This is a genomic window from Acinetobacter sp. TWP2-2-3, assembly GCF_049896445.1.
GTDB lineage: Bacteria > Pseudomonadota > Gammaproteobacteria > Pseudomonadales > Moraxellaceae > Acinetobacter.
Window position 1 is genome coordinate 21245 of sequence record NZ_JAFCUI010000011.1, and the last position, 25713, is coordinate 46957.

General features: G+C 45.6%; 23 protein-coding genes. 8 read left to right on the plus strand and 15 right to left on the minus strand.

Annotated features, from left to right (window positions below; all coding sequences use genetic code 11):
* Window positions 1–4 precede the first annotated feature (4 nt).
* Together ACP7AK_RS12985 and gshA are read right to left on the minus strand one after the other, a co-directional pair.
* Entirely contained in the window at window positions 5–532 is a 528-nt protein-coding gene (locus ACP7AK_RS12985; RefSeq protein WP_004281272.1) for a disulfide bond formation protein B, read from the minus strand.
* Between the two features lie 18 nt (window positions 533–550).
* Complete coding sequence (gshA, locus tag ACP7AK_RS12990) at window positions 551–2128, minus strand: glutamate--cysteine ligase (protein WP_425880067.1); 1578 nt, start codon at window positions 2126–2128, stop codon at window positions 551–553.
* A gap of 211 nt (window positions 2129–2339) precedes the next feature.
* Between gshA and ACP7AK_RS12995 the strand changes: the two genes are divergently transcribed.
* From ACP7AK_RS12995 to ACP7AK_RS13005, 3 genes are read left to right on the plus strand one after another with little or no spacing between them, the layout of a single operon-like run.
* The gene (locus tag ACP7AK_RS12995) at window positions 2340–2879 is read left to right on the plus strand and encodes a DUF924 family protein (protein ID WP_114540923.1); all 540 of its coding nucleotides are present in this window, start codon (window positions 2340–2342) and stop codon (window positions 2877–2879) included.
* A 52-nt stretch (window positions 2880–2931) separates the two neighbouring features.
* Window positions 2932–3483: a CC0125/CC1285 family lipoprotein gene (locus ACP7AK_RS13000; RefSeq protein ID WP_425880068.1), complete on the plus strand. Its 552-nt coding sequence runs from the start codon at window positions 2932–2934 to the stop codon at window positions 3481–3483.
* 11 nt (window positions 3484–3494) lie between these two features.
* A complete protein-coding gene (locus tag ACP7AK_RS13005; RefSeq protein WP_004281268.1) occupies window positions 3495–4796 on the plus strand; it encodes a DUF445 domain-containing protein in 1302 nt (433 codons plus the stop codon).
* Between the two features lie 88 nt (window positions 4797–4884).
* On the opposite strand, the gene ACP7AK_RS13010 is transcribed toward ACP7AK_RS13005, so the two are convergent.
* On the minus strand, window positions 4885–5172 hold the full coding sequence (locus tag ACP7AK_RS13010) for a DUF2798 domain-containing protein (protein ID WP_004647201.1): 288 nt from the start codon (window positions 5170–5172) through the stop codon (window positions 4885–4887).
* 260 nt (window positions 5173–5432) lie between these two features.
* Between ACP7AK_RS13010 and argS the strand changes: the two genes are divergently transcribed.
* Window positions 5433–7223 carry an arginine--tRNA ligase gene (gene argS / locus ACP7AK_RS13015; RefSeq protein ID WP_004281266.1) on the plus strand — a complete coding sequence of 597 codons (1791 nt, stop codon included), beginning with the start codon at window positions 5433–5435 and terminating at the stop codon, window positions 7221–7223.
* Window positions 7224–7580: 357 nt separating this feature from the next.
* Window positions 7581–8198 carry an SPOR domain-containing protein gene (locus ACP7AK_RS13020; RefSeq protein WP_005245641.1) on the plus strand — a complete coding sequence of 206 codons (618 nt, stop codon included), beginning with the start codon at window positions 7581–7583 and terminating at the stop codon, window positions 8196–8198.
* Between the two features lie 183 nt (window positions 8199–8381).
* Here ACP7AK_RS13020 and asd read toward each other — a convergent pair whose 3' ends face one another.
* The 5 genes from asd to ACP7AK_RS13045 form a co-directional block, all read right to left on the minus strand.
* The gene (asd, locus tag ACP7AK_RS13025; protein WP_425880069.1) at window positions 8382–9233 is read right to left on the minus strand and encodes an archaetidylserine decarboxylase; all 852 of its coding nucleotides are present in this window, start codon (window positions 9231–9233) and stop codon (window positions 8382–8384) included.
* Window positions 9230–10078 (minus strand): sulfurtransferase, encoded by an 849-nt coding sequence (locus tag ACP7AK_RS13030; RefSeq protein WP_114540920.1) that lies wholly within the window; start codon window positions 10076–10078, stop codon window positions 9230–9232. The genes asd and ACP7AK_RS13030 overlap by 4 nt, the downstream gene beginning before the upstream one ends.
* A gap of 184 nt (window positions 10079–10262) precedes the next feature.
* The gene (gene pncB, locus ACP7AK_RS13035; RefSeq protein ID WP_425880070.1) at window positions 10263–11468 is read right to left on the minus strand and encodes a nicotinate phosphoribosyltransferase; all 1206 of its coding nucleotides are present in this window, start codon (window positions 11466–11468) and stop codon (window positions 10263–10265) included.
* 119 nt (window positions 11469–11587) lie between these two features.
* Window positions 11588–12118 carry an ankyrin repeat domain-containing protein gene (locus tag ACP7AK_RS13040; protein WP_425880071.1) on the minus strand — a complete coding sequence of 177 codons (531 nt, stop codon included), beginning with the start codon at window positions 12116–12118 and terminating at the stop codon, window positions 11588–11590.
* A gap of 185 nt (window positions 12119–12303) precedes the next feature.
* Window positions 12304–13818 (minus strand): catalase, encoded by a 1515-nt coding sequence (locus ACP7AK_RS13045; RefSeq protein WP_425880072.1) that lies wholly within the window; start codon window positions 13816–13818, stop codon window positions 12304–12306.
* Between the two features lie 227 nt (window positions 13819–14045).
* On the opposite strand from ACP7AK_RS13045, the gene dtd reads away from it, so the two are divergent.
* On the plus strand, window positions 14046–14486 hold the full coding sequence (dtd, locus tag ACP7AK_RS13050; protein WP_425880073.1) for a D-aminoacyl-tRNA deacylase: 441 nt from the start codon (window positions 14046–14048) through the stop codon (window positions 14484–14486).
* A 131-nt stretch (window positions 14487–14617) separates the two neighbouring features.
* On the opposite strand, the gene ACP7AK_RS13055 is transcribed toward dtd, so the two are convergent.
* The 3 genes from ACP7AK_RS13055 to serB all read right to left on the minus strand — a co-directional run bounded on the left by ACP7AK_RS13055 (window position 14618) and on the right by serB (window position 17209).
* The gene (locus tag ACP7AK_RS13055) at window positions 14618–15097 is read right to left on the minus strand and encodes an SCP2 sterol-binding domain-containing protein (protein WP_004647189.1); all 480 of its coding nucleotides are present in this window, start codon (window positions 15095–15097) and stop codon (window positions 14618–14620) included.
* A 141-nt stretch (window positions 15098–15238) separates the two neighbouring features.
* The gene (gene aciT / locus ACP7AK_RS13060) at window positions 15239–15574 is read right to left on the minus strand and encodes a ciprofloxacin tolerance protein AciT (protein WP_004647188.1); all 336 of its coding nucleotides are present in this window, start codon (window positions 15572–15574) and stop codon (window positions 15239–15241) included.
* 414 nt (window positions 15575–15988) lie between these two features.
* Window positions 15989–17209, minus strand: a complete 1221-nt coding sequence (serB, locus tag ACP7AK_RS13065) for a phosphoserine phosphatase SerB (RefSeq protein WP_409651404.1) — start codon at window positions 17207–17209, stop codon at window positions 15989–15991.
* A gap of 77 nt (window positions 17210–17286) precedes the next feature.
* Here serB and ACP7AK_RS13070 point away from each other — a divergent pair, with 77 nt between their 5' ends.
* Window positions 17287–18540 carry a hypothetical protein gene (locus ACP7AK_RS13070; RefSeq protein WP_425880074.1) on the plus strand — a complete coding sequence of 418 codons (1254 nt, stop codon included), beginning with the start codon at window positions 17287–17289 and terminating at the stop codon, window positions 18538–18540.
* Window positions 18541–18634: 94 nt separating this feature from the next.
* Here ACP7AK_RS13070 and ppk1 read toward each other — a convergent pair whose 3' ends face one another.
* From ppk1 to mhpT, 4 genes are all read right to left on the minus strand, one after another.
* The gene (ppk1, locus tag ACP7AK_RS13075; RefSeq protein WP_425880075.1) at window positions 18635–20698 is read right to left on the minus strand and encodes a polyphosphate kinase 1; all 2064 of its coding nucleotides are present in this window, start codon (window positions 20696–20698) and stop codon (window positions 18635–18637) included.
* Window positions 20699–20876: 178 nt separating this feature from the next.
* Complete coding sequence (locus tag ACP7AK_RS13080) at window positions 20877–21824, minus strand: bile acid:sodium symporter family protein (protein WP_184413457.1); 948 nt, start codon at window positions 21822–21824, stop codon at window positions 20877–20879.
* 125 nt (window positions 21825–21949) lie between these two features.
* Window positions 21950–22579 carry a bifunctional nicotinamidase/pyrazinamidase gene (gene pncA / locus ACP7AK_RS13085; RefSeq protein WP_005105311.1) on the minus strand — a complete coding sequence of 210 codons (630 nt, stop codon included), beginning with the start codon at window positions 22577–22579 and terminating at the stop codon, window positions 21950–21952.
* 301 nt (window positions 22580–22880) lie between these two features.
* Window positions 22881–24086, minus strand: coding sequence for a 3-(3-hydroxy-phenyl)propionate transporter MhpT (gene mhpT, locus ACP7AK_RS13090; protein WP_425880076.1), 1206 nt, complete (start codon window positions 24084–24086; stop codon window positions 22881–22883).
* Window positions 24087–24810: 724 nt separating this feature from the next.
* Here mhpT and dapA point away from each other — a divergent pair.
* Window positions 24811–25710, plus strand: coding sequence for a 4-hydroxy-tetrahydrodipicolinate synthase (gene dapA / locus ACP7AK_RS13095; protein ID WP_004647179.1), 900 nt, complete (start codon window positions 24811–24813; stop codon window positions 25708–25710).
* The last annotated feature ends 3 nt before the right edge of the window (window positions 25711–25713 follow it).

The window sequence follows — 25713 nt, forward strand, 5'->3', positions numbered from 1 at the left end:
TTGATTAGTATTTATCTCTGAGTCGTTTAACCGGTGCCTTTTTATATTTACGCAGTAGTTGCCACAGGCTAATCAGCAATAAAATACTAAAGAAGATCAAAGACCAGACAGGCAAGGATTGACCCAAGAAGGTCCAGTCAATCGCGGCACATTCCCCTGAACCATTTAAGACCTGTTGCAGTACAGACTGCATCGGCAGGGTTTCCAGCCAGTATTCCAGACCGGGACCACAGCTCGGCACCTGATCCGGGGGCAGGTTCTGTAACCAGACATGACGCGCAGCCACGCCCACAGACCACAAAATACTGAGCGAACCCAGCAAGGCATATAGCCGCTTCATGAGATTAGATGCGGGATTATGCAGGAATGCGATCAGTGAGATGATCCCGAGTCCGATTAATCCGACACGCTGAAACACACAGAGCGGACAAGGCGCCAGACCTTGTACATGCTCAAGATATAAGGCAAATGCCATGCCGATGACAGCAGCCAGAAACAACATACCACTCACGAAGCGATAACCCCATTGCATGGTGAATCCCCTTATTTTTTATCGATATTGGGCTAAATAATCAGCAAAACTGATGCTGCTATCTTGCTCGAGTTGCTGTTGCTGCTGCAATGACTTTTGTGACATTTCTTCAAAATAAGCCAGTGTTTCCGGACTGAGCTGATGTTCTTCATAGACACTGCTGTGCTGCTGTGCCAGATGTTGGCCAAAATGCCACATCCCGCCCTGTTCACGCGTATCACCCACCACCAAGGCAGACAAGGTGGCATCGACTTCATCGACCCGGATCATCATGGTTTTTAATGCATCGGTATAGAGAGTACTGTCATAGGCCGAATTTAACAGCTTGGCCAAGGGATGCATGCGCTGCAAATGTATGGCACACCAATCCTCAATCGGATAAGACTGGCCATTTTCCATAATTGCGGCATTTGGCGCACGGCCACGGTTCACTACTTCGGCCTGATTCTGCTCAATAATATCCTGTTCATCACTGAGTAGTGCCGGACTATCTTGCAATAAACAGTACAAGGCTACCACTTCAAGGAAACCGGCCGTATCTTCATTAATGCCAATCGGGCTGTATGGATTGACATCGACTGCGCGCAGCTCGACATAGGCAATCCCACGATTTTCCAGTGCCTGTGACGGGGTTTCACCCGCGAGTGGCACCTGTTTCGGGCGCACTAAGCTGTAATATTCATTTTCGATTTGCAACACATGATCATTGATCTGGATCGGCTGGCCATTGGAATCATCTAATCCCAAACGACTAAACGGTTTATAGGGCGTTTTGACCGCTTTTTGCAGTCCGTCCAGATAGTCCTGCAAATTATTGTAGTGAATACCGAGCTGTTTCTGTGCAGAGTTTTGATAGCCAAAACGTCCCATACGTAGCGCAGTCGCATAAGGCGAATACAAGGTGCCTTTGACCAATGGCAGCAAGAAATGATCACGGCCAGTCATAAAGCACTGGCAGACCGCCGGACTGGCCCCGATCAGGAACATCACCAGTGGGGTCAGACGAATAAAGTTACGGATCAGGCCCATATAGCGATGACTGCGATAATCCTGCAAGCTCAATGCTTGCAGCGCCTCGTCCTGTTCCTGCTGTTGCAAGGCCTCGAACAGATGATCCGGGAAAGACAGGTTGTAATGCACACCTGAAATCGTCTGCATACGGCGGCCATAACGCACACCTAGACCATGACGATACAAGGTTTTAAATAAACCGATATTCGAGCTGCCATACTGTGCCAGCGGAATACTGTCATCGCGGCTGTCCAGCATACACGGCATCGACAAAGGCCAGAGCTTTTCATCATTTTCCAGATGACGATGGACAATCGCATGAATATCGCTGAGATAGTCCAGCGCTTTTTTAATACTGTCCTGTGGCGGAGTAATAAACTCCATCAATGCTTCAGAATAGTCCGTGGTGATATGTGGATGAGTCAAGGCTGAACCCAAGGCACGAGGATGCGCTGCCTGTGACAGGAAACCATCACTTTGCATACGTAAGCTTTCACGCTCGATACCACGCAACATGCCTTTGATGAGTGACGACTCGACCCAGGTCGGTAACACATTTTGGGAAGTCGATTCAGGTTGACTCATTACAATCTCGCTTAAGGGGGCTAAATTATTAAATTAAAATCATCGGTTTAATCAGTATAACGTGATTTCGTGCCGGCATATGACAGGCTGCCTAGTTTTCAGGCAAACCATTGATTTTTAATTTGGCAAATTTTTAACACAAACTTCCTCTATAAGACATGGAAAATTTGTGATTTTATTAACAAATAGATGCTAATGAATTGTAAATATTATGAATTATCAAGATATTTTAGACTTTTGGTTTCATGCGGACAGCCAGCCCTTATGGTTTAGCCAAAGTCATGAATTCGACCAAAGTATTGCGCAGCAGTTCATGAGCACCCATCAGCAGGCAGCCCAGGCTGAACTTTGGGGCTGGCGTAAAACCGCAGAAGGCCGGCTGGCCGAAATTATTGTGCTAGATCAATTTTCACGAAATTTATTCCGTGATTCTCCCCAAGCTTTCGCCCAAGACAGTCTGGCACTGGCCTTGGCTCAGGAAGCCATCAGCCTGAACCTGGATCAACAGCTCAGTCCGGAACAGCGTGCCTTTCTGTATATGCCATTTATGCACAGCGAATCCAAACTGATTCATGAATTCGCCTTAAAACTGTTTCAGCGTCTGGGCAATCCGACCAATCTGGAATTCGAGAAAAAGCACAAGGTCATTATTGACCGCTTTGGACGTTACCCGCACCGAAACCAGATTCTGGGTCGTGACTCGACCGATGAAGAACTTACTTTCCTGACCCAGCCCGATAGCAGTTTTTAAGATTTTTTAAGACCGGCTGTCTGGACTGGATCATTGCATCAGGAGATCGAACATGAAAAACATGCTACTGGGATTGAGTATGATTGCTGCCATCAGCCTGACTGGCTGTGCAACCACACCCTCAAAGCCCTTAACATTTGATCAGTTAGGTCGCTACAGTACCACTCCCCTCAACAGCAACACTTACCGTATCAGCTTTCAGGCCCGTCCCAATATGAGCTTTGGCACAGCTGAAGAAATTACCCTGCTCAAAGCCGCACAGACTACCGTACAAAATGGTTTTCAATTCTTCAGAGTACTGAATGATCCAAGTAACCGCACCCAGCAACCTCCACGGCAAGCCATCGTCTATCCGGCGCCAAGCTTTTATCCTTACGGGTATTACCGCCGATATCCGGGATTCTGGCCAAACCCATTCTATGACCGTCCTTATACCGTGACTCTGGATCCTGCCCAGGTGGCTTATACCATTGAATGCTTCAAGGCCAATCAGGCGCCTCAAGATGCCTTTGATGCCCGCTTGATTTTACAGTCACTTGGGGCTAAATATGGTTTAAGTCCATCCGGTGCAGTGCTGCAACCGCAACCGGCCAATCCCTCCTGACAGGATGATCTATGCAGACAGAGCGTATCTCCCCGAGCTTACAACGCAGTAAACGTTTCGCGACCATCGCCCTGGTGGTCGCCGTACTGATCTGGTTGGCATTGATGGTTGCAGCCAAACTGCTACCCGAATATGTCTGGCTCATTCATATTCTGATGCTCTCGGCAGAAGCGGGTGTGGTCGGTGGTCTGGCGGATTGGTATGCGATTACCGTACTGTTTCGTAACCCTTTTGGCAGATTGCCTATTCCCAAGTTTTTACGTGACCATACCGAAATCATTCCACGTAACAAGGCCCGTATTGCAGAGTCGATGGGCCGTTTTGTGCAGGAAAATTTTCTTTCTCCGCAAATTGTACAGCGCAGTCTGGACAGTACCGACCTGAGTCTGGCTGCAGGACGCTGGCTGGCCAATCCACAAAACAATGCCCAAGTGACTCAGGTCATTCAACAGACGGTGCCTAAAATTTTTGAATTTGTGGGACAGGAACAGATTGCCGGATTTATCCAGAGCAACAGCGTGCAATGGGTCAAAAATACCCAGATCAATACCCTAGCCAGCGAAATGCTGCATGCCGTTCTGGACAATGATTTCCATCAGGATGTGCTACAGCGTGGACTGGATGTGGTGCATGCCTGGATGACCTCGCATCCTGAACAAACCCGTGAGCTGACCCGTAACCTGTTTAAGGAAATGGGGGTGTGGAAACTGGCCAAAGGCGCCAGCTGGATCGGGATTGATGTGCAGCAACGCAGTATTGATTCCGTGATCGGGCGCGTTGAAGCCATGCTGGCCGATCCAGATCATCCATGGCGACTCAAAATTGAGAACATGGGACATAGCTGGATGTTACAGCTGGCGGATAATGACAGTGAAGCCAGCCAGCGTCTGAATGAAACCAAAGATGCCTTACTGGATAGCCCACAAGTGCTGAATTTTATCAGCGGTGCGGTGGTGATTTTATGTGATGCGATCAAGGCTGACTTGCAAAAACCGGATTCGGGGATTGCGGAAAATCTTAGAATTGCCATCCAGCAGGTCGGAGAAAATATTATCTCGAATGCCTCGGTACGTGAGCTGCTGAATAAACGTCTCAGCGGAATCGCGGTTGACCTGAGTGACCAGTATAGTGAAAAAGTGATTCGTTTTATCAGCGAGCGCATTCACGAATGGGATTCAAGCGAGATGATCGACAAGATTGAAAATGAAGTCGGCGGCGACCTGCATATGATCCGGGTCAATGGAGTTGTGGTCGGTGCTTGTATCGGTCTGGTGCTCGGGATCATCCGGGCGGCGGTGGAGCATTTAATTTAAAAATGATGCTATTCGCCCCATATAGCCCCACTTTTAAAATGCTCAAGAATTGACTCCAGCCAGATCAAATTTAAGATTTAAAAAATGATCATTTGGGTGGCTGAGGTCCGGACATATCGACCAACAGCCCAGTGAATTTACGTACAAAAGGCAATAAGGTCACTACAATCGGAAACGCAATCGCCCAGGAAATCATCCAGTTATGAAACCAGAGTGCCATAAATCCATCAATCCAGCCAAGATTACGCAGCATATTGATCATGGAAATAATGCCACTCATCAGGCAGGACAGGATAAAAGGCACAATAATCAATGCCCATTTTGCAGGGAGTTTAGGAATATGACCGATAATGGTCGGACGTTGTGATGCAGCCACGACATGCTCTTTTTACTGTTTTCAGATGACTAATATAAGCCAAATTCTGTACGGTGAAGCATTGTTTTTTTTCATCTGAAATGTTGAGCTAAAAACTGGTTTTATTTTCACGGGATTAATCCGTTGATTTTCCCTTTCTTTAGTCAAAAACTTCTGACGAAGTGATCCTCCACTTTTTATTCCCGAGAAATGCTTTTACCTAAACAGCCTGAAATTTGCTATATTTGCTGTTTTTCTGCGATCTCTATTTTCGACTGATTATGAATACGGCAATACAAGCAGCTCTCGATCATGCAGTGCACACTTTACAGGCACAAGGCGTACTCCCATCTGACTGGAACAATACAAGTAATTTGACGCGTACCAAAGACCGAAGCCATGGTGACTTTGCGTCGAATATTGCCATGATCGCGTCGAAAGCTGCGGGTATGAAGCCACGTGATTTAGCGGAAAAAATTCTTGCTGCCCTGCCTGAAGTGGCAGATATCAGCAAGGCAGAAATTGCCGGTCCTGGTTTTATTAACTTCTTCCTGAATGCTGACCAGCGCTTTGCAGTCCTTGATCAAATCCAGGCACAACAGGCGACTTATGGTCGTACCCAGGTCAATGCGGATAAACGTATTCAGGTTGAATTCGTTTCTGCCAACCCAACCTCTAGCCTGCACGTAGGTCATGGTCGTGGTGCTGCGTATGGCATGACGGTTGCGAACTTGCTTGAAGCGACCGGTGCAAAAGTCGATCGCGAATACTATGTCAATGATGCTGGCCGTCAAATGGACATTCTGGCGACTTCGACTTATCTGCGCTACTTAGAATTAACGGGTCAGGAACTGGTATTCCCGAAAAATGCCTACCAGGGTGACTACGTAAAAGAAATTGCACAAAGCATTATTGACCAGGATGGCGATGCTTATGTCCGTCCTGTGGCCGACGTGTATAAAGATGTGCCTGAAGATGTACAGTTTGCAGCCGAATTAGATGCTGATGGCAATAAAGTCGTATTGTCTGGTGATAAAGAAAAACACATTGATGGTTTGATCTTTAATTCACAAGCGTTAATTGGCACAGGCTACCGCGTATTCTTGCAAGCCGCGCTTAAAGCAATCTTAGATGATATTAAAGATGACCTCGGCGAGTTTGGTGTAACCTTCAATCAATGGTTCAGCGAAGAATCATTGACAGACAAAATTGAAGAAGCCTTACAGACTTTAGACCAGCGTGGTTTCCTGTATGAACTGGATGGCAACATCTGGTTTAAATCCACTGCATTCGGTGATGAAAAAGACCGTGTCGTAAAACGCCGTAATGGTCAGACCACCTACTTCGCATCTGACATCGCTTATCACCTGAACAAGTTACAACGTGGCTATACCGATATCATCGATATCTGGGGTTCGGATCACCACGGTTATATCGCACGTGTAAAAGCGGCCATTGATGCGTTGGGCTATGACTCGAAAAAATTAACGGTTCTTCTGGTTCAGTTCGTGAGCCTATGGCGTGGCGGCGAGATGGTACAAATGTCATCTCGTTCAGGTCAGTTCGTGACCTTGCGTGATTTGCGTAAAGAAGTCGGCAATGATGCCGCTCGTTTTTACTACGTGATGCGCAAGTCTGAACAGCACATTGATTTTGACCTGGATCTTGCTGTGTCACAAAGCAAGGACAACGCCGTGTATTACATCCAGTATGCACACGCCCGTATCTGTCGTATGTTAGAAAAAGCAGCTTCTACCAATGTTAACTTTGATGCTACAGCGGCACGTAATTTAGCGGCTAAGCTGGAGCTTGATGCTGAAACTGAAATCCTGGCCAAGCTGGCGGCCTATCCAGAAATTCTGGTCCGTGCTGCAAACAGCTATGAGCCGCATCAAATCGGTAACTACCTAAAAGAACTGGCAGCATTATTCCACGGCTGGTACAACGACAATAAAGTACTCGGTGATGATGCTGAATTGACCCAAGCACGCTTATTGTTATCAGTGAACGTGCGTCAGGTACTGCGTAACGGTCTGGAACTGCTTGGCGTATCAGCTCCTGAGAGCATGTAAGCAAAACACTGTTTTGCATGCTCGCAAGGCGAGAGCTAGGCTCGAAGCAGAAATGTAAAGCACTGCTTTTACATTGATGCAAGAAGGTAAATAGTCAAAGCACTGCTTTTACATTGATGCAAGACAAGAGCTATGCTCGAAGTGAGCATGTAAGCAAAACATTGCCGTTGATCTGCTGAGCAGACATTTTGTAACTTTAGCTATGTGCTTGAAGATACAGATAAATTAAAATTCTGTGTGATTTGTGATCTAGAGGATGACTTTTGTATCCTGATCACATAGGATGAAGTGATAGTAGGGGCATAACTGCTGTTATGCCTTTTCTATATGTCCCGATTAATAAGAGGAAAATCCCAAGTGTTTGGAAAAACGCAACGCGGTGTATCTGAAAGACCGAATAAGCCTAAAAAGCCACTTATTCCAACCTGGCTCGGCACACTCGTGATCATTTTAATCGTGTTAAGTTTTTTGATGGCACTGATGCTCTGGAAGCCATGGGAACCAGTTAAACCGAAAACTCAAACAAGTGCTGAATCTGTCCAAGAAGAAGATACCAATAAAGATTACCGTTTTTATGATCTCTTGCCACAGCAACAAGTGACGCCAATTCCTGAACAGGCCGTCCCTGAAAACAAAAATCAGGATACGGTAGTGATTGTAGAAGCACCTCGACCTGAAGTGGCTACACCTGAGGCGACCACAACTGAGCCTGGCTTAGAAGCCAGCGAAGCACCTGTTGCCGCTCCGGCCAGTTATATTCTGCAAGTTCGCAGCTTTGATGATCCAGATCAAGCCGATGCCCGCCGTGCCGAAATTATTCTCAATGGTTTATCTGCCGATGTGGTACGCAGTGTAGAAAATGGCAAAGTCTGGTATCGCGTGGTTTCAGGCCCTTATGATTCTGCAGAAGCCGCAATTATCGCGCAGCAAACCTTGCAGAATAGCGGTATCGATTCCATCGTCGTGAAACGATAAATTTCTAGAAATGAAAAAAAGCGCCTGATGGTGCTTTTTTTATTTGGATCTCTCTAACCGTCTCCTTAATAGGAGAGGAAATCCCCCTTTTTTAAAGGGGGACTGAGGGGGATTTTTATTTATTCTAAACGAGAAAATATTTAATCCCTCCAACCTCCCTTTAATAAAGGGAGGCTAAAATCTTTAAACTGTATGCCCCAGCGCTTCACCCATATTCACCAAAGAATTGGCCTTGAACGCGGCATCCCATTGCATTTTATTTTCTTCAAATAAAATCACTGCCGTTGAACCGAGGTAGAAACGCCCCAGTTCTGCCCCTTTTTCCAGGAACAGATCATGCTGATTAAGTTCGATTCGTCCTGAAGGCTTCACTTTGCCGGTTGCCACCGTTTCAATACCCGCTACAATCATCGCACCGACCAATACCACCGCCATACGACCGATTTCAGTATCAAACAGACAGACCATACGTTCATTGCGTGCAAACAGGCCCGGAATATTTTCTGCGGTCACCTGATTGACCGAGAATAGCTCGCCCGGTACATATAACGTTTCAGTCAAGGTGCCAGCAAATGGCATATGCACCCGATGATAATCACGTGGCGACAAATATACGGTCGCGAATTCACCATTTTTGAATGGCTCAGCCAGTTGCGGATCAGCAATCAGGGCTTCAACGGTAAATTTCTGGCCTTTGGCCTGAAACACATCGCCATTTTCAATTTTACCCAGCTGGGAAATCGCACCATCTGCAGGCGAAACAATGCTCGTAGCATCTGGATCAACCGCACGGATACCTTCTTTTAGGGCACGCGTAAAAAATTCATTAAATGACTTGAATTTCAGGGCATTGGCCTGTTCAGCAATCGACATATCAATGCCATACTGCGCCTTAAAGGCAGTAATTGCAGCAGTTTTGATAATCGGGTTTTCGCTGGCGGCAATTTTACCCACCACCCGAGACAAGCGATGTTGCGGTACTAATCGTTGAGCTTTAATAAAAAACTGTTGTTTTAAAAGTGATGTGATGCTCAAGATGGCAGCTCCCCTGTAGCGATTGGACTATCGAGGCGGTTGCCCCATTCACTCCACGCACCATCATAGGCTCGAATTTTCCAGCCCAGTAAACGACCCAGAATATAGGCCAAACCTGAGCGGTGATGGGACTGGCAGTACACCACAACGGGTTGATTCAAATCAAAGCCCAGTTGTTCCAGACGCTGCTGAGTACGTGGTAAAGGCTGTAATTTTAAATGATTTTCACGATTAAGGGCAGTACTCCATTCAAAATGACGTGCTCCCGGAATGTGACCGCCGCGTCGAGCCGCTAAACGTAGGCCAGTATATTCATCTTCTGTACGGCAATCCCAAATTTGAACCTGTTGATTTTCAACCTGTTGGCGCAGTTCATCATAGCCAATCTGAAAATTCGCCTGATGCTCAAGATTGACCTGCAACACGTTCTTCACTGGTGCAAACTGTTCCTGACTGGAAGAAGTCGGCAAGCCTGCACCGAGCCAGGCATGAATCCCACCATTCAATAAGCTGGTATTTTCAAAGCCCAGACAATGCAGGTTCCAGAGCAAACGCCCTGCCCATGCCCCGCCCTCATCATCATAAGCCACCACATGATGTTCAGGAGAAATATTCAGATAATCAATGAGAGTCTGCAAGCCTTCCGCGTCCGGCAACAGTCCCATTGCCGTTTCTTCCTGACGCACCAGAAGTTTAGGCTTTAAATGCAAGGCGTGCGGAATATGCAGCTGCTCATACACAGAGGCACGGCTCAGGTCGACAATACGAAGTTTTTCATGGCCCAAATAGGGAACTAAATCTTCTGCCTCAATCAGCAGGCCAAAATTAAAAGCTGCAGCGGTCATCGTTATCATGGCTATTATTGGTCAAATCCTGTTGATCTTAGCACAGCTGGTTTTTAGACTTATGCGCTTTCTTTGCAGATGATTAGCAAGATTTTAGCTAAACCCTAGTCTTAAATACTCTTGCATAAAAAAACCGCATCTGCATAGACACGGTTGTTTAAAATTATGAATTGTTCAAACTGACTTAGGCAGGTTCATTGATCTCAAAAACCTGACGTAAATAGGCCAGGAACGTATCATTATCGGTCATGGTTTTGCCCGGACTATCCGAGATTTTGGCTACTGACTGACGGTTACATTCCACCAGTTTCAGCACAATATTGAGTGGGGTTTGCCCCATATCATTGGTCAGATTCGTGCCAATGCCGAAACTGACCTGAAAACGGTCTTTAAAGTACTGATGCAATTTCCAGGCTTTTTCCAGATTCAGGCCATCACTAAAAGTCAGCATCTTGGTTTTGCTGTCTATTTTCAGCTTTTTATAATGCGCATAGGCCTTGTCACCCCATTCATAAGGGTCGCCACTATCATGACGCAAGCCATCAAACAGCTTGGCAAAGTACAGGTCAAAGTCGCGCAGGAATGCATCCATCCCCACCACATCGGTCAAGGCAATACCCAAGTCACCACGATATTCCTGTACCCAGCTTTCCAGTGCAGATTTCTGGAAATTACGTAAACGTACGTCCAGCGCCTGAAAAGCTTGCAGGAATTCATGCGCCATGGTACCAATCGGGGTAATGCCCAGCTCTTTGGCTAACAGTACATTACTGGTCCCACGGAACACATGCGGTGCGGCTTTGTGAAATTCTTCGACCACATGCTTTTGCCAATCGAAACTGTAACGGCGACGCGTACCAAAATCTGACACCAAGAATGGTGGATCATTGGGGTTTTGCGCAGTGTCATACTGTTTTAACAGCTCGATTTTGGCTTTTAAACGGCGCTCGCCTTCTGCCAATACTTCAGGCGTGCGAATGCGGCTGAAATACAGTTCATTGACAATAGCGAGAACGAATATCTCAAACATCATCGCCTGAACCATCGGGCCTTCCACCACAATATCCAGACGGCCTTGACTGTCGATACTGGCCTTGATGAAACGGCGCTTGAGCTGGAACAGTTCCAGATAATCGACAAAGTCGCTTTTGATAAAACGTAAGCTTCTTAAATATTGCAGTTCATGTTCTTTGAATTTTAGCTGACACAGCAGGTCCAGTTGATGATTCAGGTCATCCAGAATATCCGTCAGTGGATAGACTGTATCTTCCAGATTACGACAACGGAAATGGTAGACACTATGCGTTTGCGGAAACTTGTGTAAGACCACTTGTAACATAGTGAATTTGTACAAGTCAGTATCTAACAGAGAATGGATAATTGGAGCCATAACTAAGGGAATATCGCTGTGCTTATCTCTGCATTAAAGCATAAAAAGTCATGCAATAATGCAGGATTTACGTACAGCTGGCTGTATTTGCGAAAAAAGTATCAGAAGCATAACCCGGTTTATTTCTGGGTGTTGGTCTGAGCTTTTTCCTGTTCCTGAATCAGTTTCTGTAGCTGTTTTTCCTGGCCAATGACCTTGGCAAATTCGGCTGTGGTCTTTTGTCCGGTTTTTTGCGCCTGGACATCACAGTCCACCTGACGCAACTGCTTGGCAATCGCAAATTCCATCTTGAATAAAGCCCCCATCAAGGCCGTATTGCCTCGATTGTCTCGAGCACAGCGGTCGGCACCATGTTTAAGCAAACTGCTGACTATCGCTTGATGGCCATAATACGTTGCCATCATCAGTGGCGTATAACCGTCTTTATTGCGTACATCGACCGGAAAGCCATGTTTTAAAAATTCGTTGATAACTTCGCTATTGCCAATTTTGGCGGCAGCAAAGAACAGGTCGATCAGTTCCTGTTGTGAGTTCATCTGAATATTGTCCACGCTTTTAGCGGGGGAGATCTCCTTCGCGACAGTCACGTTTGCGAATGCGGAACCTATCGTGAGAATACTGGCTAAAAACATAGATGACATAACTTTCATGATGAACTCCAGCAGAAATCGAAGGGGAATTTAAGTCTTGAAAGACTGAATTATCCTGAGATGAGATAAAAAACGGAGTGCCTGTAAAACTCCCCCTAGGGTGCAGGAAAGGTTTGGAGTATTACAGGACTTTTTGGAGGTGATGCGCTATGCCCTAGTCACCAGTTCCTCAAGACCAATCGGGATTAGTCTTTTAATTTTGCAGCTTTGGCTTTAACAGTCGCCAGGTTACCGTTTACCGCCTTGGTCATACGTGTACCGTAGTCCGCATCTGCCTTATAGAAGTAAGACAACATGATGTGCTTGGTTTCTGAATCTTTCACTGCGCCTAAATCAGCAGCAAGGTTCATGATCAGGTCATCTTTTTCTTTAGCCGAGTATGAACGGTACAGCTCACCTGCCTGCTTGAAGTTCTGCTCTTTCACGCCAATTTGCTGTACATGACCAGATAATGGTGTTTCTACCGCACGTGCTTTTTCAGTGGCAGCTTTTGGCTCTTTACGGCTTGGCTCATAGTTCACATCCGAGTCACGCTCAGAGATATTCATGTAGCCATCCTGATTATTGTTGTTCACATTTACCACTGGACGGTTCACCGGAATTTGCTGGTGATTCGCGCCTAAACGGTACATTTGGGTATCTGAGTAAGAGAAGATGCGGCCTTGTAGCAGACGGTCTTCTGATGGCTCGATGCCCGGAACCAGATTACCTGGCGCAAATGCCGACTGTTCAGTCTCGTTGAAGAAGTTCTTCGGCATACGGTTCAGGGTTAAAGTACCGACTTTAGTTTCTGGAACCAGCTCGGTTGGCCAGATTTTAGTTGGATCTAATGGATCAAAATCAAAGCTGTTTAGATCTTTAGGATCAAGCACCTGAATATACAGGTCCCATTTCGGGAAGTTACCTGCATAGATGTTGTTATAAAGATCATTGGTCAAGTGGTTGAAATCTTTACCTTGCTGTTCAGCCGCTTCTTTGACGTTCAAGCCCTTCACACCCTGTTTAGAGCGGAAGTTGAATTTCACGTACTTGTATTCGCCTTTGTCGTTATACAGTTTGTAGGCATGTACACCGAAACCGTCCTGTTCGCGGTAGCTGGTTGGGACACCTTGCTTGCCATAAACATAAGTCAGCATGTTGGTTGCCCAAGGCTGGCTAGACAGGAAGTCAAATACACGGTTGGCATCTTGTACATTGGTGACCGGGCTTGGCTTCATCGCATGGATGAAATCCGGGAATTTGATCGCATCACGGATAAAGAAGACTGGCGTCTGGTTACCGACTAAGTCCCAGTTACCTTCCTGGGTATAGAACTTCACTGCGAAACCGTGCGGGTCACGTAAAGTCTCTGGTGAACCTTTACCATGAATTACGGTAGACATACGCACAAAAACTGGAGTTTTGGTACCGGCCTTGAATAAAGAAGCAATTGTTAAATCAGACAGATCTTTCGTAGTAACGAATTCACCATAAGCCCCTGTACCACGCGCATGTACCACACGTTCAGGAATACGCTCACGACCAAAACGTTGCAGTTTTTGAACCAGTTGCACATCTTGCAGCAAAGTTGGACCTTGTGGACCCGCAGTGATCGAGTTCTGGTTATCACCGACTGGCGCGCCATTGTCTTTTGTTAAAGGAGCAGCTTGTGTAGCTGTGACAGTTGCAAGCATTGCAAACAGTAATGAACGCTTAAACATTTCTAAATCTCTCAATTTATTACCTTTCCTGCATGGGCTAAGATACGCCAACACAATAAATAGATAAAACAGATTATTTTTATTAATTCAATCGCTTTAATGGATTTAAAAAAATTAATCAATTGATTTTCAGATATTTAAAGTTCATAAAAACAGCATCTCATACTTCTCCAGATTTTATTTTTGCTACAATCACGTCCATCTATCATTAGCAGTCCATATGTAAAATGCGTGCCTTATTACAAAGAGTTTTAGAAGCTAAAGTCGTGGTCGAGGGTGAAACCACTGGGGAAATTGAAAAAGGAATTCTGGTTTTTCTAGGTTTAGGCAAAGACGATAATCTGGAAAAAGGCAAAAAGCTGATTGATAAAATATTGAAATACCGCTTCTTTGATGATGAACAGGGCAAAATGGGCTGGAACGTTGCCCAGGCTGGCGGTGGTATATTGCTGGTTTCACAATTTACCTTGATGGCACAGACCCAGAAGGGTTTACGTCCAGACTTTGGCCCAGCTATGCCGCCTGCCGAGGCTAAAGCACTTTATGAGCAGCTGGTAGAATATGCCCAAAGCCAGTTTGAACATATGCAAACCGGTATTTTTGCCGCCGACATGAAAGTCCATCTGGTCAATGATGGACCGGTGACGTTTAATTTAGAAGTTGAATAACGACATTATTCATCACATTAAAAAAGCCCTCTAATGAGGGCTTTTTCTTTTAAAAATCTTTCATCCTTTCACCCCCCTCTTTGTGTTTCTCCCAAAGGTAGAAAGAAAAGGTTGGATGAAAGATTTTTAACTTATTTACCAGTTTTCTCTTTAATAAACTGACGTACCATTTTCACTTTTTCTTTGACTGGCTTTGGCAGTTTTGGTGGAATCATTTTTGCCACCTGGTTAAACCAAACCAGCAGGCCAAAGTCGCCTTCCATTTTAATGGTGCCACTTTGCATGCCGGTCATAAATGCCGTCGGGTCACCTTTGACCAAGGTCTTCACACCCTGCTCACTGTCAGCAAACTGCAACACAAAATCAGCTTTTTCAGCATCACCAGAAACGGTATCGATATGACCGTTATCCACAATAATCTGACGTGCCATACCTTCATCCGTACCAATCTGGATACGGAATTGACGCCCATGTACCAGTTCAATGAATTTTGGGCTGGTACGTGCCAACTGCTTCATACGTAAAGCTAAACCTGCGACCAGTAAGTCCAGCGGATCTGTACTCATATCAATAAGAGGAAGTTTTAACACAGGAATGGACGACAGTTTCATGGAGGATGCCTATTCTAATTGTACGAAAATTGACAAATATCCTAGCATAGTTCTGGGCTAGGTGGATTATGCAGTTTGTATCATATTTCCAAACTGAAAAATGCACCCATGGGTGCATTTTTTTCATTGCAACTTGTAGAATTAACGGCTTGAAAGCTGCTGCTGGTCGTCTTCATACACTGGCGTATGTTCGATGCAACGGCGTTTTGCTAAAGCACGCTCAGCACGACGATCTTCACGCAACAACAGGCCAGTCACGACCATCATGACCGCAGTTAACGCGCTCAGGTAACTATACGTCATTGGTAGCTCAAACCAGGTTTGAGTTCCTACACGAATCACCTCGATCAGGCCCCATACCAGCATCCCGGCCGCCATAAAGCTTAACCAGCGACGATAAGGCGAGAAGAACACAGCAAGCACAGCTACAGCGACTAAACTGAAGCCCACAATCGTTGCTAAATTCGCTGTTACCATATAACCCCCTCCATCCAGATAGATAGTTTCCGCTTGATATTGCAACGCTTCTATCTATTGAATTTCGTTAAATCAATAAAATGGAATCTGTTGATTTGTATCTCTATGCCTGCATTATGCTGAGTTTTTTGCATAAAAAAAGTCCTGTCTTCCAGCCTAACGACATACTTTGTCGCGATATTATATTGTCATTACATTTTTTGCTTTTCACATTTTTGTGGATCAATGACTGCACCAATGTTGGCGTGTCATTACAAAATTATCAGTAGTTTTTTTAAGTTAAAAAATTATTTTTCCGTTTAAGATGATCGATGTTTTTGTAGGCAAATTTCATCGCTCACTTATGCAACTCACATCATAAGCAATAAAAAACGCGACCCGGAGGTCGCGTTTAAAATCAATCAAAGCCTGTACTTATGCACGGTTCAGGTCTTTATCATGTACACCGAGCAGATACAGCACACCGTCCAGACCGACGCTAGAAATTGCCTGATTGGCGTTTTGGCGTACCAGAGGTTTGGCACGGAAAGCCACACCAAGTCCTGCAATGGATAGCATTGGTAAATCATTGGCGCCATCACCGACTGCAATGGTTTGTTCCAGGGAAATTCCCATCTCCTGGGCGATTTCACCGAGCAAGAGTGCTTTGCGTGCGCCATCGACGATATGGCCTTTGACTTCACCGGTAACAACACCATCCTGAACATCGAGTGCATTGGCATGCACTTCATCAATATCCAGTTTAGTTTGCAGATATTCAGCAAAATACTGAAAGCCGCCAGAAAGAATTGCAGTACGGTAACCTAGTGCTTTTAAAGTCGAAATCAGGCGTTCAGCTCCTTCGGTAATCGTCAGGCGCTCGGCAATTTTCGGAAGTACCGAAGCGTCCATGCCTTTTAACAAGGCGACACGTGCACGGAAGCTTTGCTGGAAGTCCAGCTCGCCTTGCATAGCACGTTCGGTAATTTCTGCGACCTGTTCACCAACACCGGCTTCAATCGCCAGTTCGTCAATAACTTCCTGTTCGATCAGGGTTGAGTCCATATCGAAGCAAACCAGACGGCGGTTACGGCGATAGGCATTGTCTTCTTGTACCGCGACATCGACATTCAGTTCATTCGACAGGCTGAGGCAGGCCGCGCGCATGGCAGCTGCATCTAGCATCTGTCCGCTTAAACCGAACTGGACACAGGCACGTTTTGGCCCGCTGCTCTGGCCATCTAAAATGGGGCGACCAGACAGACGGGTCACGGTTTCAATATTAAAACCCTGACCCGAGACAATCTGGGTCACGGCTTGCAGATGAGAGGCATTTAATTCAGGGGCCAATGCCGTTACGATATAACGTGTGCGTCCACCCTCTTTGACCCACTGATCATATTCAGTCGCAGAGATCGGTTTAAAGCGCACAGTTAACCCGATATCATGTGCTAGAATCAGGATCTCCTTCATGGCTAATGCTGTCGCTGTCTGGTCTTCAGAGGCTACAACAATACCTAAGGTTAACTGATTATGAATAACCGCTTGCCCTACATCTAAAATCTGTAGGGAATGGGCGGACAAAACCTGCATTAATCGTGTAAATTGATTAGGCTGGTCAGGTCCTAAGAATGATATAAGAATGATTTCTCGCATGAATTGACTCGGGTCTGAGCTACAACTATTGTTAGAATCATAATCGAAATTGAACAGAATTGCCTTGGAAGTTTACGTTGAATGCGCCTAGACAAGGGCTATTTGCTAGCCTATTGATTGTAAGTTTTGCTCTGCATACCTTTTTACTGGTATTGGCAACCACTCACCAACTGAATGAAAACCGTGCCAATCAGGGACAGCTGATCACCAGTCAACTGGTGACAGACAGCCTGTCTGAGCTTGAACCACCCAACCGCGTTTCTCTGGCGTTGCTGGCAAATCGTTATGCCACCAATCCAAGTGTCGCTTCCATCCGGATTCTAGATGCGAAAGCTCAGGTTTTAGCCACTGGCGGACTGACCAAAACCCGCGAGGGTGAAGTTTTTGTCCGTGATGCGCTGCAAAATGAGAAAAAAGTCGGTGTGATTGAAATCACTCTGATTGAACCAAGTATTGGTGAAATTCTGCGGACACAATGGCTGGCAATTCTGTTCTCGTTCATCATTCATGGTCTGCTCTGGGTCGCTTATCGTGCCGTGGCACGTCCAAGCCGAACCGAATATCTGGCGCACATCAATAACGAATCGCGACTGAAATTCGAGATTCAGACCCTGACCCAGGCATTGGAACAGGAAAAGCATAATGCGGCACTGGCGATTGCCCAAGCCCAACAGGCAGTGAAAAACAAAGCCAAAGAAAAAGAACATAAGCCGGCAATACTGGAAAGCGATAGCCTGAGCTTAAACATCCAGTTCTACGATCCAAAACAGTTACTGGATAGCGTGAATAAAACCGTTTCGGTGCCTTATTTCAATCTCTGTCAAATTTTCCTGAATAAAGCCACTGAACTCTGTGTGCAACGCTATAAGTTAAATAGTTCTGATATTTGTACCGTACATAAATTTGATGAAAAAGGTGCCACCATCAGTATCGCAGCAGACAAACCGAATGCCCTGGCCTGCCTGACCATGATCAGTGCCGTGTTCCAGCTGCTTTCGGAAGTGCTGTATAAACGTTATCGTGAAGAAAAACGTTTTGTGCTACAAACCCGCAGCGCGATTGCCTCTAAAGTCGAGGAGATGCAGCTCAGTTCGGTACAGGCCGCTGAGCGTCTGACTCAGCATCTGGTCGCGAAAGAAAGTGCCTTACATGTACCGAATAGCTTGCTGAAAGATGTGAGTGATCACTTCCAGCTGGTCAGCATGCCGAATCCAACCAATGTCCTGACCCGTCATGCTTTTGTGGTGAATGGGATGGATGCTGAAAGCGCCGAGCTGGCACAGACTTTTAGAACCGAAATTCTAAAATCCAAACAGTCCAAAGCCTCATAAATATCACTGAATATTGCAATTAAAAAAGCCGGATTCAATATCTGGCTTTTTGATGGGTACAAAACAAATACGCCAGCGTATCTTGGCCTACCCTTTAAATTTTTAACTGTTTTTGTTCCAGCAGATATTGCTGGGCATTATAAGGCTGGGCCGGATCCTGACAGGGAACTTTATGCCACTGACCATCGGCATCTAACTCCCATGCATTTTGACAATCTTTTAAATAACTGATCAGGCCATCTTTATAAATCCGTTTTTTCAGCTCTGGATCCAGTACTGGGAAACAGGTTTCAACCCTGGAAAACAGGTTGCGCCCCATCCAGTCGGCACTGGCACAATACAGTTTCTTGGCGCCGCCATGCTCAAAATAATAGACCCGGGTATGTTCCAGGAAACGTCCTACGATTGAACGTACCCGAATATTTTCCGACATACCGGTAACTTGTGGAATCAGACAGCAGATTGAACGCACAATAAGGTCAATTTTTACCCCGGCCTGCGAAGCCTGATACAGGGCAGCAATTAATTGCGGTTCGGTAAGCGCATTCACCTTGATGATGATCTGCGCGGCTTTGCCAGCCAGGGCAAATGTCTTTTCCTGTTCAATCAGTTTCAACAGTTCGCTATGCAGGGTAAACGGCGCATGTAGCAGAGCTTTCAGTTTGGCCATTTTCCCCATACCGGTCAGTTCCTGGAACATGCGGTGCACATCCTCACAGATATCCGGCTGTGTGGTCATCAGGCCGTAATCGGTGTACATGCGGGCATTACCGGCATGATAGTTTCCGGTACCCAAATGCGCATAACGCAGTAATTCCTGATTTTCACGCCGGACGATCAGAATCATTTTGGCATGGGTTTTATAACCCACGATGCCATAGACCACTACTGCACCTGCTTCTTGCAGGATATTGGCCACCATAATATTGGATTCTTCATCGAAACGCGCCCGCAGTTCAATCACGGCCGTGACTTCCTTGCCATTGCGTGCGGCTTCTGCCAGTACCTGAACAATTTCCGAATCCGGACCACTGCGGTACAGCGTCTGCTTGATCGCCAGCACCGCTGGATCCTTGGCCGCTTCGCGCAGCAAAGTAATCACTGGCTGGAATGAATCAAAAGGATGATGCAGCAGCACGTCCTGCGCCTTTAAAATTTCAAAAATACTTTTCTGTTTACGGAAAATTTTGGGAATCACCGGACTGAAATGCGGATACTTTAATTCCGGACGCTCAAAGCTGGTACTCAGACGGGACAAATTGATCGGTCCATCAATCCGGTACAGTTCCTGTTCCGTCAGATCAAATTCATCTAGCAAATAGTCGATAATGTTCTGTGGAGAGTCATTTTCAATTTCCAGACGTACTGCACGACCAAAGCGGCGCGAACACAGTTCGTCTTTTAAGGCTACGGCCAGATCGTCAACATCTTCCGACAATACTAGATCGGCATTGCGGGTGACTCGAAAGGCATAACATCCGGTCGCTTTCATGCCCGGGAACAAATCACTGATATGCTGCTGGATGATCGCAGTCAGAAAAATCTGGGTGGTATTGTTTCCGGTGACGTCTTCCGGAATTTTAATCAGGCAGGGTAAGGAACGTGGTGCCGGCACAATTGCCATCTCGATTTCACGGCCAAAGGCATCTTTACCTTCTAGGCTGATAATAAAGTTCAGACTTTTATTCACCAAACGTGGAAAAGGATGTGAAGGATCCAGGCTGATCGGGGTCAGTACCGGTTGCACTTCTTTGGCAAAAAAGGCTGCAATCCAGGCCTTATGTTTTTCCAGAAGATCCTGATATTGAAGAAACTGAATACCCTGCGCCTGGAGTTCAGGCAGAATTGCATGATTCAGCACCTCATACTGTTTGTTCACTGTGGCATGAATGGACTGGGACAGTTGTTGTAGAACCAGCTCGGTGGGTACAGCATCAGGCGTCCGGGTAGTCGCATTCAGGTCTTGCTGTTTCATCAGCCCGGCAATCCTGATTTCAAAGAACTCATCCAGGTTACGGGAAAAAATAATCAGGAAGTTTAAGCGCTCTAAAATCGGTAAATTCGGATCGAGTGCTTGTGCCAAGACACGACGCTGAAATTCAAATAAGGAAAGTTCCCGATTAAAATAGGTCGCTGACGAATGCTGAAATTGTTCCATGCCCTCTCAATGCTGCTGATTACAGTCTGTTGTTTCACATCATTGAGGGGCGATCTTAGGCAGACTTCATGACACTTATGTTACAAAGCTCGATAAATCCATATAAATTAATATTCTAACTTTTTCACATTATAAAAAATCATGTTCTAGCTTGTTGTGTGCTGTCCTCAAACTGCAATTAGGTGTCTGTTTTTTCAGTTTGTCTGGCAGCCCAATAAGTGGCTAAAGCTGGCCCTGAAATATTATGCCACAGACTAAAAATGGCGCTTGGCAAAGCCGTCATTGGAGATGCAGCAAAATGGGTTGCCGCCAAAGCCACACCCAGACCAGAATTCTGCATCCCGACTTCAATGGATACTGCACGACAGTCTATTTCTGCCAAGTGAAATATGCGACTGGCCCAATAACCCAGTAAATAGCCCATACCGTTGTGTAAGGCCACGATCCCTAAAATCATTAAACCGGACTCCAGAATCTGGGTTTTGCTGCCGGCAATAATCGCCGCGACAATTGCCACAATCGCAATCACAGAAATCAACGGCATGACCTGAATATAGGCCGTAACTTTTTGCTTGAGTAGCGCCCGTACGATTAAGCCCAGAATAATTGGGAATAACACCACCTGTAAGATCGACACCAGCATCGACCAGGCATTGATCTCAATCCACTGACTGGCCAACACATAGAAAATGGCCGGAGTTAAAATGGGCGCCAGTAAAGTCGAAACCGAGGTACAGGCGACCGACAAGGCAGTATTGCCCTTGGCCATATAGGTAATCACATTGGATGCAGTTCCGCCCGGACAGCAACCCACCAAGATTACCCCGATGGCAATCTCTGGTGGCAGCTGGAACAGCTTGCACAGCAAAAAGGCCAAACCCGGCATCACCATAAACTGGGCGACGACGCCAATCGCTACTGCCTTCGGACTTTGCAAGACACTTTTAAAATCTCCGACGGTCATGGTCATGCCCATGCCGAACATGATGATGCCCAACATCCACGGAATATAAGCCCGTAACCAGACAAAAACTTCAGGGATCATCAAGGCAATGCCGGAAAAAAGCAGCACCCATAAAGCAAAGGTTTTTTGGACAAATTGGCTAAACTGGAGCAAGGCTGACATGGGTTTCATCCAGGTGACATTAAGGGAGAAAAAGCAAGATAAAACAGGCACCCGTTGATGCCTGAATTTTTATATTCAAATATAAATAAGATCAAAGGGATATTAAGTTCTATCCCTATCCAGTGTTAAGCTGCTTGAACAATATCTTTCACATAGATACGTTTCACGCCATGCGACAGCATATCCTGCCAGGCATGTTGCAAGGAACCATTCAGGTCAATGCCCTTGGTGGCATCGGCAATCACATAGGTTTTAAAGCCCAGTTTGCAGGCATCGATTGCAGTCCAGGCCACACAAAAGTCCGTAGCAATCCCGACCACAAATACGGTATCAATCCCACGTTCACGCAGATAGCCAGCAAGACCCGTCGGGGTTTTCTGGTCAGCTTCCATAAAGGCCGAGTAACTGTCGATCTGGGAATGAAAACCCTTGCGAATGATGAGTTGTGCTTGCGGTAAATTTAAATCCGGATGCAGTTCGGCATCGCGTGTCCCTTGCACACAATGCTTTGGCCATAAGACCTGAGTGCCATAATCCAGCTGAATGCTGTCATAGGCTACTTTGCCGGGGTGGTTGTCTGCAAAAGAAATATGGTTGTCCGGATGCCAGTCTTGGGTCAGGATAATATGCTTAAAATGCTGCCCCAATAGATTGATATTTGGAATAATCTGGTCAGCATTGGCTACAGCCAGATTACCCCCCGGGGTAAATCCTCTTTGTACGTCTACGACCAGTAAAGCAACATTATTCTGCATCTGTTTTCATCCATTGAAATCTCGATTTATGCCCAAGCATAGCGCAAAATGCTTCAGGATTTTTAGCCCTGCTACTAAAAATGGCATGACTGTGTATTCTCGGCATGTGTATATGAGCAGATCAATAGATTCATTATTTTTGACAAAAAAGGATGGGTTCCGCGCTTGTATCAAGCTAGATCTCTGCAAAAAAATTTAAGATAAAGTGATGAATCTTTCTAATAATAAAACAGTGTATTTAATTCTTAAATTCTGAAAATAAAAAAGCCTGCAAAAGCAGGCTTTTTTAAATCGTTGAACCTTACACTTTAGTACGATTCACCAGGAACAGCATACATAATGCAGAAATGATGATACATGGGATCGCGGCGCTAATAACCCCAGCAGCGCCAAAACCTGCCGTCAGTAACTGACCGGCAATGACTGGCCCCAGCATGGCACCAATACGACCAACTGCAGATGCAACCCCAACACCAGTACCACGCACTTCTGTCGGATAAACGATACTACCAAAGGCATACAGTACACCCTGACAGCCAATCACGAAGGCACCGGCCAATGCGGCTGCCATATACATCTGGTTCAGCGAGCTTGCACCATTTAGCGCCAGTAGACCTGCCAGAATACCGCCGTACATCAACAGGATCACATAGGCTTTCTTCCAGCGGTCGGTCAACATACCTAAAATAATCGTACCAATCGTCGCTGTAACCATGAAGTAGAACTGTGCGGTTGAACCATCCTTACGTGTGAAGCCAAGTTCCATAAACAATGATGGCAACCAGCTCAACATGATGTAAACCACCATCAAGGTAAAGAAGTAGCTTACCCAGATACATAGCGTACGTAACAGGTTGTCCGAATTAAACAAGTCCTTGAATGAACCCTGCGGTGCAACAGCAAGTTCTGCAGCCGTTTTGTTCTGTGCTTTCAGGTATTCCTTCGATTCAGGCAAAAATAGCATCATCAGCGGAATGGCAAAAATCGGTAACAGGCCACCAAGATAGAAAACATTTTTCCAGTTGGCACCAAATTCAGTCGCAGCAACCAAAGATAAAATCGCTGCACCGACTGGCATACCGCAGTACATCAAACCTACTGCACGGCCACGATTTTGTGGAGAGACTGCTTCAGAAGCAAGTGTAATCAGAATCGGCATCGCGCCGCCCAGACCTGCTCCAGCCAGGAAACGCACTGCCAGCAAGCTGTTAAAGCTATTGACCCAGACGGTACATAAGGTAAATACAGCAAATATTGCTGTCGACCAGATCAAGACTTTCTTACGGCCAATGCGGTCCGCAAATCGGCCACCAACCAGTGCACCCGGTAATAAACCCAGAATCCCTGCACTAAAAAACACACCCAACTGGGAACTATCGAGACCAAAATGCTCACGAATACCTGCAGCAGCAATTCCGGCTGCCTGAATATCTAAGCCTTCAATCACCGCAATCAGAAAACAGATGGCGACCGTGACGATAGCATGCTTATTGTCTGATTTTTCCATTGGATTATCCTTGTTCAATCAGCGTTACAAAAGACAGCCATCATCTATGAGCCTGATTGCAGAAATAACTATCAATAAGTTGAACGTTTTGCTTGGATATTCCAAAAGGGGCTGAAGTAAATCAATTGAAGATGCTGACTGATAAAGTCGCAAAAACACTTAATCAGAACATCATAAAGTTCAAGACTTAGACTTTAAGGCTTATACATCAAGTTAAAAAATTAACCGATAAGAAAAAAAATTCTCAATTTATTGATATTTAAAAAAGATTAGTCTTAATAGTTTTTGTCTTTATTTGTCTGGGTACAAGAGTGCGATCAAGATGTACGAGATCTCAATTTATCCAATATAACTATTATTCCAAAATCAAAAGGCATAAAAATCGCAGTTTTCAGCTGATCTTTTTGCACAAGCCTTATCATTATTGGGTTCATTTGGGGCAATATCTTCTTTTGTCTAGACTAGAGACATAACTTTGGTCTCAGGATTTTGCTTTATAAATCATCTTATTTATTACTTGATTGTTTCCAAAAGGCTTTGTATAAAGAATTCAGTAGCTTTTACTAAAGCATATTGTTCTTATGCGTTTGATCAGTCATAATTTGCATAAGCAATATTCAATTCAATGCAAATCTATTGAATTTGCTATAAATCAAAATACAAATCCATCCCAATTTATGTTTTCTCATTCCTTTCGGATGGACAAATAGGATAGTTTTTTAAAATGACTCAGCAAGCACAGACCATTCAAGGTTCCATAGTCGCAATCGTCACCCCTATGTTTGAAGATGGCAGCGTAGATTGGAAGGGTCTCGAGAAGCTGGTTGAATGGCACATTGCAGAGGGCACCAACAGTATTGTCGCCGTTGGAACAACAGGCGAAGCCTCTACTCTCAGCATGAGTGAACACACCCAGGTGATCAAAGAAATCATTCGTGTGGCCAACAAACGTATTCCTATTATTGCCGGCACAGGTGCGAACTCGACCCGTGAAGCGATCGAACTGACCCGCGAAGCCAAAGAGCTAGGGGCAGATGCCGCTTTACTGGTAACGCCATATTATAACAAACCGACTCAGGAAGGCTTGTATCAGCATTATAAAGCTATTGCTGAAGCTGTTGACCTGCCACAGATTCTTTATAATGTTCCAGGCCGTACCGGTGTGGATATGGCCAATGAAACCGTGATTCGCCTGGCGGATATTCCACAAATTATCGGTATTAAAGATGCGACTGGCGATGTACCGCGCGGTGCTGAACTGCTACAAGGTCTTGTAGGCAAAGACATGACTGTTTATTCGGGTGATGATGCCACTGCATATCAGCTGATCGGTCATGGTGCCAAAGGTAATATCTCGGTCACAGCGAATGTGGCTCCGAAAGCTATGAGCGAAGTGTGTGCTGCCGCCATTGCCGGTGATGCAACCACAGCTGAACAGTTAAATGCTCAGGTTGCAAATTTACACAATATTTTATTTTGCGAATCGAACCCAATTCCTGTGAAATGGGCACTCCATGACATGGGCTTAATTGGTACGGGTATTCGCCTTCCATTAACACCACTTGCAGAACAATATCGCGCTCCGCTTCATGAAGCACTGGTCGAAGCGGGCGTTATTAAATAAAAG